This is a genomic window from Streptomyces sp. NPDC031474, from assembly GCF_055581185.1.
Window position 1 is genome coordinate 100,034 of the sequence record NZ_JBVIJX010000018.1, and the last position, 13,134, is coordinate 113,167.

Consider the following 13,134-nt stretch of genomic DNA (forward strand, 5'->3'; position numbering starts at 1 on the left):
GAGCGCGATGCCCACCCACCCGTTGGATTGCCGAGGCGGGCACCGGCCTCAGCTCAGGACGACGTGCCGGTCACCCCTGGCGCCCCGCACACAGGCGCCGAGTGCGACCGCCACGGCCGCGGAGCCGTAGGCCCAGGCCTGGAGAGGGAAGCCGGGCAGTATGCGGGCGGCGAGATAGAGCACGGTGCCGGCCATGGTGACGGTCAGCCACTCCCATCGGCCGTCGAGGGCGACCAGGGCGACCAGGAGCAGGGAGTACCAGGGGTAGCTGGGCGAGACGAGGAGCAGTGCCGTGCCGGTGAGCAGCAGGGCGCCGGACCAGGGCCGGGCGGGGTCACCGCGCCACCACACGTACAGGGCGGTCAGCGCGAGCAGGATCGTCACGGCCACGCCCGCGGCGGTGTCCGGCAGCAGCAGGCGCAGCAGGGCGAAGCGGCGTACATGTCCGGATTCGTAGCCTTCCTCCTGAAGGTAGCCGGGCAGGTAGCCGAGTACGCCGACGCCTGATACGGCGACATACGGCAGGTAGGCGAGCGCGATCGCGCCGAGGACGGCCGTGACCACGCCCGCGATCCGCTTCGGGCCGCGCTGCCCGGCCAGGGCGCCGGGCAGCGCCAGGACGGGCAGCAGTTTCACGGCGACGGCGGCGCCGAGGAGCGCGCCCCGGCGGGCGCCGGCGGTGGCCGTGCCGAGCGCGAGGACGGTGAGCAGAACGCCGAGGGTGTCGATGTGCGCGTCGTTGACCGCTTCGAAGGGGACGGCGGGGCACCACGCCCACAGGGCTGCCCGGGCGGGGGCCCGCTGCGGGTCGCCGCGCCGGCGCAGTACGGCGAGCAGGGCGATGGTGGTGCCGAACGCCAGCACCGCGCCTGCGACCTGGAGCGGCTTGTGGCGGCTGTCCGCCGGGGAGAGGACGTGAACGGCGAGGTACCAGCCCTCGGCGACGGGCGGGTAGATGGTGGGAACGCCCGGCCGGTTGATACGGACGCACAGGTCGTCCTTGGTGTGCGTCAGGCCCCAGCCCTCGCAGGGCCGTTCGGTGGGGAACAGCCAGGTGTCGCGCAGGTGCTTCAGCTCGGGCGCGGCCGGTGGGTGGGCGTACGGGGAGATGCCCGCGGCCTGTACACGGCCGTCCCAGGCGTAGCGGAACATGTCGTTGCTGGTGCGGGGCGGGGTGGCCAGTGCGGCCACGGCGACGGCGGCCGAGCCCGCCAGGACCAGGACGACCGCGGCGCGCGCCGGCACTCTGCGCACGGTCCACGCCGCGGCGGCGAACAGCGTCCAGGCGACGGCGTAACCGGCCAGCACCCGGCCGGGGTCGGTCTCGTTGTCGCCCGTGCGGAGGGTGTCGACCACGACGGCGGTGAGCGCGGCGAGCAGGGCGGTGGTGACGGCGACGGCGACGGGCGCGCGCCGGCTCTTCGGCGTGACGGGACGGCCGGGATCCGGGACGGAGGAAGCCTGGGGTTTCTCCTGGCCCCGGCCGCGGGGGAGAGTGGTGTCGCTCATGCGGGGGCGGGCCCTCCGGGTGCAGTGGGATCCGGGGCGTCGTACGACGGCTTCGGGCGGTGCAGTTCGACGAAGGGGCGGCCGTCGGCCGTCCACCGCCCGGTGAGGATCCAGCCCGCTGCGTCCGAGGCGCGCAGCAGCGCGGTGACGCCGACGCGGGCCCAGGGAAAGGGACGGCCGTGCCGGCCGTGGCCGTCCTCCACGCGGACGGTGAGGCGTTCGTCGACGTCGTCGGGGGCGGCCTCGGCGAGCAGGCGTCCGCCGGGTGCGGCGAGCCGGTGCAGCCGGGTGAGCAGGGCGACGGGATCACCGCCGATGCCGATGTTGCCGTCCATGAGGAGCAGCGTGGTCCACCGGCCCTCCCTGGGCAGGCGGGCGAAGACGGACCGCCGCACAGCGGTGCCGCCTCGGCGCCGGGTACGGGACACGGCGGCCGGGCTGAGGTCCACGCCCAGCGCCGGCATGCCCCGGGCGGCCAGCTCGGCCACCAGCCGTCCGGGGCCGCAGCCGACGTCCATGACCGGGCCGGTGCAGCGGCGCAGTACGGCCAGGTCGACGGCATCGGCGGCGGCACACCAGCGCTCCACGTCCAGCGACAGGAGCTCCCCCTGCCCGGGACGATCAGGATCCGACAGGCGGCGCAGGAACAGCGGGCCGTGGCCGGCGCGCAGCGCGCGGGCGTAGGGATCGTCCGCCCACGGTGTCCCGGGCTCCACGGCGATCAGGTCGTCGACGGGGCGCGTCGCTGCCGGTGGCCAGGCCGGCGGAAGCACCGGGTGCGGCGACCGCGGGGGCGCGGTCGTCTCCGCCCGCTCGGCGAGGGCGGGCTGCCCACCGCTCGCGGCGCGGCTCATCGGGCGGTCTCCGCGAGCGAGTTCAGCACGGTACGGAAACCGGAGTCGGGCGGGCAGCACGCGGCGACCTCGGCGGCGTCGGCGGCGGTGTCCACGTCCCGCAGCATCGGAAGATCACGGATGACGAGCCGCGCCTCGGCGAGCCGGCCGCGCTGGACGGCGCCCGTGCGGTCCGTGGACATCGGCACGCCCCGCACCAGAGCCCCCGCCCGTCCCGGATCGGCGAACCCGAGACCCCAGAATCCGCCGTCGCAGGCCGGCCCGAACCAGGCGTCGCAGCCGCCGCGCCCGGCCTCGGCGAGGAGGTCCACGGTCAGCTGCGGAGTGTCCATGCCCACCAGGAAGGCCGGACTGTCGTCGCACCCCTCGAAGGCGGCGGCGATCCGCTCCGCCAGGCCGCCCGGCGCCTGGGGAACGAGGTCGAAGCCGGGCGGCAGCCAGGGGCCGGGGGATCCGTCCAGGACCAGGACGCGGCGCCGGGCGGGAGCCCGCAGCACGGTCAGGAGAGTGTCGGTGAGAGCCGCCTCGGCCAGCGCCGCGGCCTCGCGGGGCGTGTACGGCGGGGTGAGCCGGGTCTTGACCCGCCCGGGCACCGGCTCCTTGGCGATGACCAGCAGCGTGGCCGGCCCCGTGGGCGCCGTCATCGCGCGACCCCCTCGACCGCCGTGGCCGCGGCCGGACGGGTGGCGCTCTGTTCGGCGAGGACGGCGCGCATGTCGCGGACGGCGTGCCAGGTGCCGCGCCAGGTGCCGGTGACCTTCGAGCGGCCGGTGCGCGGCAGATAGGGGACGTCGGTCTCGGTCACCCGCCAGCCGGCGTCGGCTGCGCGGACCACCATCTGCAGCGGATAGCCGGAGCGCCGATCGGTCAGGCCGAGGGCGAGCAGTGCCTCGCGGCGGGCGGCGCGCATCGGGCCGAGGTCGTGCAGGCGCAGGCCGGTGCGGCGGCGGACCAGCCGGGCCAGTTCCAGGTTGGCGAGCCGGGCGTGCGCGGGCCAGGCACGGAAGGCCGTGGCGCGTCGGCGGCCCAGGACCAGGTCGGCGGCGCCGTCGAGGACGGGGCCGGCCAGCCCGGGCAGCAACCCGGGGTCGAGGGAGGCGTCGCAGTCGCAGAAGCAGACGATGTCGGCGGTGGCGGCGGACAGACCGGCGTGACAGGCGGCGCCGAAGCCGCGCCGGGGCTCGTGGACGACTGTCGCGCCGAGTGCGCGGGCGATGTCCGGGGAGCCGTCGGTGGAGCCGTTGTCGACGACGATCGCACGCCAGCCCGCAGGGATGCGCTCCAGTACCCAGGGGAGGGCGTCGGCCTCGTCGAGACAAGGCAGCACGACGTCCACGAGAGGGGAGGGGGAAGTCTCGATCACGCTGCTCACCCTACGAACTCGAAACGGACATAACGGAATTCCAGACCTTACGGATCGCTGACGTCGACCGGCGTCGCAGGTCAGCGGCTGACAGCGGGTGCGAGACTCGGTCGTGTGAAACGCGTACTCGTCGTGGACGACGACCCCACCGTCTCCGAGGTCGTCGCCGGATATCTGGACCGGGCCGGCTTCGCGGTCGACGTGGCCGCCGACGGCCCCAGCGCCGTCCGGCTGGCCGGCGACCAACCGCCCGACCTGGTCGTACTGGACCTGATGCTGCCCGGCATGGACGGCCTGGAGGTCTGCCGGCGCATCCGAAGGGACGGCCCACTGCCGGTGATCATGCTCACCGCCCGGGGTGACGAGGAGGACCGCGTCCTCGGCCTGGAGGTCGGCGCGGACGACTACGTCACCAAGCCCTTCAGCCCCCGCGAACTCGTGCTGCGGGTGGAGTCGGTGCTGCGCCGCGCCGGCGCGACGACCGCGGCCCGGACCCCGTCCGTGGAGCCCTGGCTGCGGGCGGGACCGCTCGCGATGGATCCCGCCGCCCGGCGCGCCACCCGCGACGATCGCGAACTCGCCCTGACGCTACGCGAGTTCGACCTCCTGGAGTTCTTTCTGCGCAACCCCGGGCGGGCGGTGAGCCGGGAGGATCTGATGCGGCGTGTGTGGGGCTGGGAGTTCGGCGATCTGTCGACCGTGACCGTCCATGTGCGGCGGCTGCGCGAGAAGGTCGAGGACGATCCGGCCCGCCCCCGCCTGATCAGCACGGTGTGGGGGGTCGGCTACCGTTTCGACCCGCTGCGTCCGGACACCGCCGCCGGGGAGGGACCGAGTCATGACCGGTGACCTGCTGCTCATCGCGCTGTACGCGGCCGTCGGCGCGGTCGCCGCCGGACTGGCCGGCATGGCCGTCCTGCGCCTGCTGCGCAACCGGTCGGTCGCGCTGTCGCTGGCGGTGGTCGCCGCCGTCACCGTCGCGGCGATGCTCGCCGGAACCATGCTGGTGGCCAGGGCGATGTTCCTGTCCGACCACGACCTGTGGGTCGTGACCATGGTGTGCGCCATGGCGGCGGTGGTCTCGCTGGTGGTGGCGCTCGTCCTGGGCCGGGGCGTCGTCAGGGGCAGCCGGGCCCTCGCCGAGGCCACCCGCGCCCTCGGCGACGACGGCAGTTTCACTCCGCCGGTCCTCGCGCCCACCGCCGAACTCGCCGAGCTCAGCCGTGAACTCGCGGCCACCAGCGCCAAGTTGGCCGCCTCCCGGGAACGGGAGAGGGCCCTTGAGGAGTCCCGCCGCGAACTGGTCGCCTGGATCTCCCACGATCTGCGCACCCCGCTGGCCGGACTGCAGGCGATGGCCGAGGCACTGGAGGACGGCATGGTGCACGACCCCGGCGTCTACCACGCGCGCATACGGTCCGAGGTGGGACGGCTCAGCGGCATGGTCGGCGACCTGTTCGAACTCTCCCGCATCCAGGCCGGTGTCCTCGCGCTGACGCCGACCCGGATGTCGGTCTACGACCTCGTCGGCGACGCCATCGCGGGCGTCGACGCACTGGCCAGGGAGCACGGGGTACAGCTGGTCGGGCACGGTGTGGAGCCCGTGCCGGTCGAGGTCGACGGCCGGGAGATGTCCCGCGTCCTGGCCAACCTGCTCGTCAACGCCATCCGCCGGACACCGGCCGACGGCACCGTCGCGGTCTCCGCCCGCCGGGAGGCCGACAGCGTCGTGCTGGCCGTGACCGACGGCTGCGGCGGCATCGCCCCGGAGGACCTGCCACGCGTCTTCGAGACCGGCTGGCGCGGCACCGACGCCCGTACCCCGCCGGCCGGGGCCGGTCTGGGCCTGGCCATCGTGCGCGGCATCGTCGAGGCCCACCGCGGGCACGCTGCCGTACGCAACGTGCCCGGCGGCTGCCGCTTCGAGGTCCGTCTGCCTCTGGTCGCCTGAGCGGGCGGACGTCACCCGGTGCGCAGCGCCGCGGTCGCGAACTCCGCCATGCCCTGCGCGAAGGACACCTCGGGCTTCCAGCCCAGTTCCTCACGCAGCCGACGCGAGGAGGCGGTGATGTGCCGGACGTCGCCGAGCCGGTACTCGCCCGTGACGACGGGCAGCGGACCGCCGTGCTCCGCGGCCAGCGCGGCGGCCATCTCGCCCACGGTGTGGGGCTCGCCGCTGCCGACGTTGTACGCGCGTGCGGTGCCCTCCGGCAGGTCGTCGACCCCGTCCAGTGCCGCGCGGTTGGCCATGGCGACGTCCCGTACATGGACGAAGTCCCGCTGCTGGCCGCCGTCCTCGAAGACGCGCGGCGCCTCGCCGCGGGCGAGCGCGGAGCGGAACAGCGAGGCGACACCCGCGTACGGGGTGTCGCGCGGCATCCCGGGCCCGTACACGTTGTGGTAGCGCAGTGCCGCCACCCGGCCGCCCGTCGCCCGCGCCCATGCGGCGGCGAGGTGTTCCTGGGCGATTTTGGTGGCCGCGTACACATTGCGCGGATCGGCGGGCGCGTCCTCGGCCACCAGGCCGGCGGCCAGCGGCTCCCCGCACGCCGGGCACGGGGGCTCGAAGCGCCCCGCCTCCAGATCGGCCACTTCGCGCGGGCCCGGTCGTACCACTGCGTGCCGCGAGCACTCGTAACGGCCCTCGCCGTAGACGACCATCGAACTCGCCAGCACGAGTCGGCGCACCCCGGCCCGCGCCATGCCGGCCAGCAGCACGGCGCTGCCGAGGTCGTTGCAGCCGACGTAGTCGGGGGCGTCGGCGAAGGCCTTGCCGAGGCCGACCATCGCGGCCTGGTGGCAGACCGCGTCGACGCCGTGGAGGGCGTCGGCCACCGCCGCCCCGTCGCGGACGTCCGCATGACGCCAGTCGACGGCTTCGGGGATCGGGGGGGCCGCGCGGTGCGCGGCGGGCAGCAGGGCGTCGAGGACGCGGACGGCGTGCCCGGCGGCGGTGAGGGCGGTGACGACGTGCGAGCCGATGAAGCCCGCACCTCCGGTGACCAGGATCAACATGCCCCGACCGTACGGCCGTACACGCGCCCGTGGGCCGCGCCACGGCGGGACGTCAGGGGTTCGTAAGCCTTTCCGTCCCGGGCCGTGACGTGGCCACGGTGAGCAGAGCGAAGGCCACGGCGAAGCCGAGCATGGTGAACACCCCCCGGGGCCAGAAGATGTGGCTGTCCAGGAACGACCAGCACGCGCCCAGGAGGACCACGGCCCCCGGCAGCACCCGCACGCCGTGCCGCCGCCCGAGCACCGCGCACGTCGCGAGCGAGGCCACGGCGAGCCCGTACACCCCGAAGCGGCCCAGTTCGTCGCCGGCCGCGAAGAGCCGCCCGACCACTCCGTGCGTGCCGTGGGCCGCCACCGTGCCGGCGGATATCCCGGCCACGGCGTCGAGCCCCAGGTAGTAGGCGGCGTAGCAGAGGCACCCGGCCCAGGCGAGCACGGTCAGCGCGCCTTCGGCGTCGCGGCGCGGTCTGCCCCACAGCGGCACCAGCAGACCGAGGACGAGGAGAGGAAAGACCGGCAGCAGGGCGATGTGCAGGTCGGCCCAGTGACCGGCCGTCATGGCCGTCAGCCGACGCGGGTGGACGAGACCGGCCACCGCGAGCAGCATCGGAGGCGCGGTCACCAGAGCCGTCGTACGAAGGGTTCGCATCCGGCGACCCTACGAAGGCCCCGGCGCCCACGGGCCCCCGCCGCGGGGGCGTAAGACATCCGTAAGCGGCCCCGGTCAGCGGGCCGGCGCCTCAGGTCAGGAGGGCGGCCTGCGCCGCCCGCGGCCGAGCGCCCGCACGGCGAGGACCAGCGCCGTCACCGTCGCCACGGCCGCGAGCAGCAGCAGCCAGTTGCGCGAGTAGTCCAGCGGCAGCACCGAGGAGTTGGCCCGGGGCCCCGGCCGCAGCAGCACCGGCAGGGCCACCGCCGTCAGGGCGCCCGCGACCAGCAGCCCCCCACGGACCGGCCCCCGCACACCACCGCGGACCACGACCAGCCCGACGAGCAGGACCAGCGGGGCGATCAACGCGTCGTGCAGGACCACGGCCCCGCCCAGCCAGATCAGCACATCCGCCAGGTCCCGCACGTCCAGCAGCAGCGACCCGCCCACCCCCATGAGTACGAGACCGCCCGCGCCGATCAGCGCCCGCAACGCCTTCACCCTCATGCCGGCACCTCCAGCCGGCCGACCCACTTGGTCTGCAGCACGCCGGGCCGGTTCGGGGCGATCAGGCGCGCCGGGTAGCCGTGGTCGGGTGTCAGCTCCTCGCCGTTGAGACGCAGGGCGAGCAGGGTGAGCGGGTCACGGGCGTGCTCGTGACCCATTTCCGAGACCCGGTAACCGCCCCGCAGTTGCAGGGACACCACCCGCACCCGTGCGTCCCGCGGGGCGCCGGCCCGCTCCAGCAGATCCGCCACGCGCACACCGGTCCAGCGCGCCGACCTGCTCCAGCCCTCCACACAGGCGATGGGCAGCTCGACCTCCCGCTGGGGCAGGGCGCGCAGTTCGTCCAGGGTGAGGGTGTACGGCCGAGGCCCGGACACCACCAGGCGGTAGCTCTCGGCGGTGAGATGGGCGACCCCGGCCGCCATGGCGGTGCGGTTGACCGGGAGCCCCTGCGGGCCGTGGTCGGGGTGGCGGGGCGCGAGCAGATCGAGGCCCTTCAGCGGGGTGAAGGACTGGCCCACCGTGGTCAGGGTGACCGCTCCGACCGCCGCGCCCACCGCGGCCAGCAGCGACCGGCGGTCGGCGGCGTCCTCGGCGGGCAGCGTCAGCGTCCCCGGCGACCGCCGGCTCCAGTGCGCGCGGATCTCGGGAGCCTTGACCGCGATGTGCAGCAGCAGCGCGCCGACGACCAGCCAGCCGACCGCGTAGTGCACCGGCACGAACGAGAACGGCCAGGGATACCACTGCGCGGTGTTCAGCAGCCCGGTGAACAGTTCGAAGACGGCGCCGGCCACCAGCACCGCGACCGACAGACGCTCCAGCGCGTGCCGCACCGAGCGCAGCACCGGCCACTCGAACAGGCGGGGGTACACCGTCCACAGCTTCGCCGCCAGCAGCGGAACGGCGGCGATGCCCGACGCGACATGAAGGCCCTGCGTGAACCGGTAACCCCACGAGGGGCGGCTCGGCAGGTCGTCGGCCAGCCAGCCCGGCGGATGCTGCATGACGTGACTGACCAGGCCGGTGACGAAGCACACCGCGAACGCGAGACCCAGCCAGCGCCCGAGGGAGGTCGCCGTGCGGGCGTCATGCAGTCTGCCCCGGAACACCGGCGGGAGGAAGCGCTGTTTCATGGCTCCATCCCACCTGCCGGAGGCCGCGCGCGGAACGCCTGGACCCCTTACGGAACAAGGACGTCCCGCCCGGCACCAGCACCCCATGGGCGGGGAAACGGTTCGTCTCCCGGCTCGGGGGTGCCCTCGGGCGGGCAGGACCGGTCACACTGGGGGTATGACGGGCGTCCAGAGAGGTGACCCGGGGCTGTTCGGCCCCCGCTCGGTGACCTGGCAGCTGCACGGCGACCCCATGATGTGGGTCGCCGGGATCCGCGCGCTCTACCTCCAGGCCCTGCACCCGCGTGCCGTGCGCGCAGTCATGCAGAACTCCGACTTCCGGCGCGACGCCTGGGGCCGGCTGATGCGCACCGCCGCCTTCGTCGGCACCACGACCTACGGCACCACCGAGGCCGCCGAGCGGGCCGGCGCCCGCGTCCGCAGGATCCACCGCACGCTGTCCGCGACCGACCCGGACACCGGCGAACGCTACGCCGTCGACGAAGGCGGACTTCTGCTGTGGGTGCACTGCGCCGAGATCGACTCCTACCTGCACGTCCTGCGCCGCTCCGGCTACCCCCTCACCGACGCCGCCGCCGACCGCTACCTCGCCGAACACCGCGTCAGCGCCCGGCTGGTGGGCCTCGACCCCGACGCCGTGCCCGCCGACCGGGCCGAGATGGACGCCTACTTCGAGAAGATGCGCCCCGAACTCGCCGCCGGACCGGAGGCACGCGAGGTGGACGACTTCCTGCTGCGACCGCCGACGCACCCCCTGCTCGTCCCGGCGCGCGCCCTGCTGTGGCGGCGCGTGGCGCACCTGGCGTACGCCTCGCTGCCGCCGTACGCCCACCAGCTGTACGGCCGGCCGGCCCCGCAACCCGCCACCGTCACCCGGGAGTTGCGCGCCATGGGCACCCTGCTGCGCTGCGTCCCCGCACGTCTGCGGTGGCAACTCCCGCCCAAGCACATCCTGCGGGCCATGGCCAGGCTCGGCCCACAGGCCCGCCCGGCACCGTTCAAAGTCCAGCCATAGGCCGCCATACTGGACGAGCCAGGGGAGGGCCGGAACGTAACGGGGGCGGCGGCGCACTATGGCGGAGAGCAGGCTGATCCAGGGCCGGTACCGGCTGGTCGAACTGATCGGGCGCGGAGGCATGGGCGAGGTGTGGCGGGCCCGCGACGAGTCCCTCGGCCGGCACGTGGCCGTGAAGTGCCTCAAACCGATCGGCCCGCACCACGACCCGGCCTTCGGGCGCGTCCTGCGCGAGCGGTTCCGGCGCGAGGGCCGCGTCGCCGCCGGGCTTCAGCACCGCGGGGTGACGGTCGTCCACGACTTCGGCGACTGCGACGGCGTCCTCTTCCTCGTCATGGAGCTCCTGGACGGCAGCGACCTGTGCCGGCTGCTGGACGACAACGAGCGACGGCCGCTGCCCGTCCCCGACGTCGTGGAGATAGCCGACCAGGTCGCCGCCGCCCTCGCCTACACGCACCGCCAGGGCATCGTGCACCGCGACCTGAAACCCGCGAACATCGTGCGGCTCACCGACGGCACCGTGAAGATCTGCGACTTCGGCATCGCCCGCCTCGGCCACGACATCGGCTTCACCTCCCGTCTCACCGGCACCGGCATCGCCATGGGCACGCCGCACTACATGTCACCGGAGCAGATCGGCGGCGAGGAGGTCGACCAGCGCAGCGACCTCTACTCGCTGGGCTGTGTGCTGTACGAGATCGCCACCGGAGCCCCGCCCTTCGACCTGGAGGACCCCTGGGCGATCCTGCTCGGTCACCGCGACACCCCGCCCCGGCCGCCGCGCGAACACCGACCCGAGCTGCCCGACCACCTCGACCGGATCATCCTCGACCTGCTGGCGAAACGGCCCGAACAACGCCCCCAGGACGCCCACGACATCGTCCGGCGCATCGCCGCGGCCCGCACCACACCGGCCTATGTGCCGACCCTGGTCACCCCGCAGCCCGAACTGCGGCCGCCCGAGGAGCCGAGCCGTGAGCCCCGGCTGCCGTCCTGGACCCAGGGCATGACCACCGGCCACAAGGCCACCGGCGCCGGACTGCGGGTCACACCCCCGGACGCCGGGGCGGCCCTGACCGGCGAGTGGATCCCCCGCCCGGTCCTCGGCGCGGTCCCCGCTCCGCCCGCGCCGGACACCCCGTCCCCGCAGGCGCTCACCGCGCTCGCCGGCCGGCACAACGCCGGCCTCAGCCTGGGCCGCCTCGGCCGCTGGGCCGAAGCCGGGGAGGCACACCGCGCCGTCGCCGCCGAACGCGCGCACCTCCTCGGCCCGGACCACCCCGAGACCCTCGCCAGCCGCTACGAGGTCGCCTTCACCCTCAGCCGCACCGGCCGCGCCGACGACGCACTGCGCGAGTACCAGCACGTGGCCGCCGCCCGCATCCGGGTGCTGGGCGCCGACCACGCCGACACGCTCGCCACCCGCCAGGAAATGGCCTTCGTGCTCGGCCAGTTGGGCCGTCACTTCGACGCCCACCAGGTGTACACGTCCGTCCTGGCCGCCCGGGTGCGCACGGCGGGCGCCGACCATCCCGACACCCTGCGCTGCCGCCACAACCTCGCCTTCAACCTCAGCAGGCTCGGCCGCCTGGAGGAGTCGTACCGGATGGCGGGCGAGGTGGCCGCCGCCCGCGCCCGTGTCCTGGGTCCCACCCACCCCGACACCCTCGTCACGCGCTACGAAGTGGCCTACGCGCTGGGCCAGTTGGGCCGCTGGCCGGAAGCGCTGCAGACCTACCGCGAGGTCGCCGCGGCCCGCGCGCAGGCGCTCGGCCCCGACCACCCGGACACCCTCGCCGCCCGCTACGAGACCGGCATCAGCCTGGGCCGACTCGGCCGCAGCGCGGAGGCCCTCCAGCTCTACCGCGACCTCGTCGACGACCGCACCCGCGTGCACGGCCCCGCGCACCCCGAGACCCTGCGGGCCCGCCACGGTCTCGGCGTCAACCTCGGCCGTCTGGGCCGCTGGGAGGAGGCCCTCGCCGAGTCCCGGGACGTGTCCGCGATCCGCGAGCGGGTCCTGGGCGCCGACCATCCCGACACCCTGGTCAGCCGCCGCGAGGTCGCCGTCGGCCTCGGCTGGCTGGGCCGCTGGGCCGACGCCCTGGCCGAATACCGGCGGGTGGCCGCGGCCCGCGAGCGCGTCCTCGGCCCCGACCACCCCGACACCCTCGCCGGCCGCAGCGACGAGGCCCACTGCCTGGAACAGCTCGGCCGCGGACAGGAGGCGGTCGAGCTCTACCGAAGAGTCGCGGTCCTGCGCCGCCACCGGGCGGCCGGCGGCGCGTAGCTCCGCCGGCTCGACCTTGCCCCGGGCCGGCTCCGTGGCCAGCGGTCCCTCGCGGCTCACCGTACGGGAGGCCATCATGATCGTATGGGAGCCGAGACCGCGTACCACGGAGCCATGGGCGAGGAGTTCGCCGCCCAGGTCACGAAGAACGTCTACAACAGCTACACCGACCGTCCGGCCATGCTGCGGCTCGCCGGTGACGTCAGCGGGCTGCGGGTGCTGGACCTCGGCTGCGGGGCGGGCCACTACGCCGCCGAGCTGCTGGAGCGGGGCGCGTCCACGGTCGTCGGCGTGGACGGCAGCGAGAGCCTGCTGCGCGCGGCGCGGGAACGGCTCGGCGACGGCGACCGGGCGCCCCTGCACCGGCATGACCTGGAGGAGCCGCTCGCCTTCCTGCCCGAGGAGTCCTTCGACCTCGCGGTGCCGGCGCTCGTCCACCACCACGTCGAGGCCCGGGAGCAGCTGCTCGCCGAGGTCCGCCGGGTCCTGCGGCCGGGCGGCACACTGCTCGTGTCCACCACTCATCCCACGGGCGACTGGCAGTACTTCGGAGGCTCCTACTTCACCGAGGACCGCGTCGCCCTGCCCTTCGGCACCGGGCACGCCCTCAGCTACCGGCGGATGACCCTGCAGACGTTCCTCGGGGAACTGCTCGGCGCCGGGTACGTGCTGGAGGAGCTGGTGGAGCCGCGGGCCACGGAGGAGGGGCGGGCGGTCGACTCCCGCAGGTACGACAAGACCCACCGGACGCCGACCTTCCTCGCGGTCCGCCTCCGCCGGCCCTGACCGGCTCCGCCCG

13 protein-coding genes are annotated in these 13,134 nt (G+C 74.7%); 5 read left to right on the plus strand and 8 right to left on the minus strand.

Features of this window, described 5'->3' with window-relative positions:
* Positions 1-48: 48 nt before the first annotated feature.
* Genes ACZ5SK_RS34245 through ACZ5SK_RS34260 form a run of 4 tightly spaced genes read right to left on the minus strand, consistent with a single transcriptional unit; the run spans position 49 to position 3,723 of the window.
* Positions 49-1,509: a glycosyltransferase family 87 protein gene (locus ACZ5SK_RS34245; protein WP_334582382.1), complete on the minus strand. Its 1,461-nt coding sequence runs from the start codon at positions 1,507-1,509 to the stop codon at positions 49-51.
* On the minus strand, positions 1,506-2,363 hold the full coding sequence (locus tag ACZ5SK_RS34250) for a class I SAM-dependent methyltransferase (RefSeq protein WP_334582381.1): 858 nt from the start codon (positions 2,361-2,363) through the stop codon (positions 1,506-1,508). The genes ACZ5SK_RS34245 and ACZ5SK_RS34250 overlap by 4 nt, the downstream gene beginning before the upstream one ends.
* The gene (locus ACZ5SK_RS34255) at positions 2,360-3,007 is read right to left on the minus strand and encodes a TIGR04282 family arsenosugar biosynthesis glycosyltransferase (RefSeq protein ID WP_334582380.1); all 648 of its coding nucleotides are present in this window, start codon (positions 3,005-3,007) and stop codon (positions 2,360-2,362) included. Before ACZ5SK_RS34255 ends, ACZ5SK_RS34250 begins: the two co-directional genes overlap by 4 nt.
* Complete coding sequence (locus ACZ5SK_RS34260) at positions 3,004-3,723, minus strand: glycosyltransferase family 2 protein (protein ID WP_334583781.1); 720 nt, start codon at positions 3,721-3,723, stop codon at positions 3,004-3,006. Before ACZ5SK_RS34260 ends, ACZ5SK_RS34255 begins: the two co-directional genes overlap by 4 nt.
* 117 nt (positions 3,724-3,840) lie before the next feature.
* Here ACZ5SK_RS34260 and ACZ5SK_RS34265 point away from each other — a divergent pair, with 117 nt between their 5' ends.
* Both ACZ5SK_RS34265 and ACZ5SK_RS34270 read left to right on the plus strand, forming a co-directional pair.
* Positions 3,841-4,575 carry a response regulator transcription factor gene (locus tag ACZ5SK_RS34265; protein WP_334582379.1) on the plus strand — a complete coding sequence of 245 codons (735 nt, stop codon included), beginning with the start codon at positions 3,841-3,843 and terminating at the stop codon, positions 4,573-4,575.
* Positions 4,565-5,677, plus strand: coding sequence for a sensor histidine kinase (locus ACZ5SK_RS34270; RefSeq protein WP_334582378.1), 1,113 nt, complete (start codon positions 4,565-4,567; stop codon positions 5,675-5,677). Before ACZ5SK_RS34265 ends, ACZ5SK_RS34270 begins: the two co-directional genes overlap by 11 nt.
* A gap of 11 nt (positions 5,678-5,688) precedes the next feature.
* On the opposite strand, the gene ACZ5SK_RS34275 is transcribed toward ACZ5SK_RS34270, so the two are convergent.
* The 4 genes from ACZ5SK_RS34275 to ACZ5SK_RS34290 form a co-directional block, all read right to left on the minus strand.
* A complete protein-coding gene (locus ACZ5SK_RS34275; protein ID WP_334582377.1) occupies positions 5,689-6,741 on the minus strand; it encodes an NAD-dependent epimerase/dehydratase family protein in 1,053 nt (350 codons plus the stop codon).
* Between the two features lie 52 nt (positions 6,742-6,793).
* Positions 6,794-7,390: a hypothetical protein gene (locus ACZ5SK_RS34280; protein ID WP_361706974.1), complete on the minus strand. Its 597-nt coding sequence runs from the start codon at positions 7,388-7,390 to the stop codon at positions 6,794-6,796.
* A 96-nt stretch (positions 7,391-7,486) separates the two neighbouring features.
* Positions 7,487-7,897 (minus strand): hypothetical protein, encoded by a 411-nt coding sequence (locus tag ACZ5SK_RS34285; protein ID WP_334582375.1) that lies wholly within the window; start codon positions 7,895-7,897, stop codon positions 7,487-7,489.
* On the minus strand, positions 7,894-9,030 hold the full coding sequence (locus ACZ5SK_RS34290) for a molybdopterin-dependent oxidoreductase (RefSeq protein ID WP_334582374.1): 1,137 nt from the start codon (positions 9,028-9,030) through the stop codon (positions 7,894-7,896). The genes ACZ5SK_RS34285 and ACZ5SK_RS34290 overlap by 4 nt, the downstream gene beginning before the upstream one ends.
* A gap of 157 nt (positions 9,031-9,187) precedes the next feature.
* On the opposite strand from ACZ5SK_RS34290, the gene ACZ5SK_RS34295 reads away from it, so the two are divergent.
* The 3 genes from ACZ5SK_RS34295 to ACZ5SK_RS34305 all read left to right on the plus strand — a co-directional run bounded on the left by ACZ5SK_RS34295 (position 9,188) and on the right by ACZ5SK_RS34305 (position 13,121).
* A complete protein-coding gene (locus ACZ5SK_RS34295; RefSeq protein ID WP_334582373.1) occupies positions 9,188-10,045 on the plus strand; it encodes an oxygenase MpaB family protein in 858 nt (285 codons plus the stop codon).
* A gap of 58 nt (positions 10,046-10,103) precedes the next feature.
* Complete coding sequence (locus ACZ5SK_RS34300) at positions 10,104-12,335, plus strand: serine/threonine-protein kinase (RefSeq protein WP_334582372.1); 2,232 nt, start codon at positions 10,104-10,106, stop codon at positions 12,333-12,335.
* Between the two features lie 84 nt (positions 12,336-12,419).
* Positions 12,420-13,121: a class I SAM-dependent methyltransferase gene (locus ACZ5SK_RS34305; protein ID WP_334582371.1), complete on the plus strand. Its 702-nt coding sequence runs from the start codon at positions 12,420-12,422 to the stop codon at positions 13,119-13,121.
* The last annotated feature ends 13 nt before the right edge of the window (positions 13,122-13,134 follow it).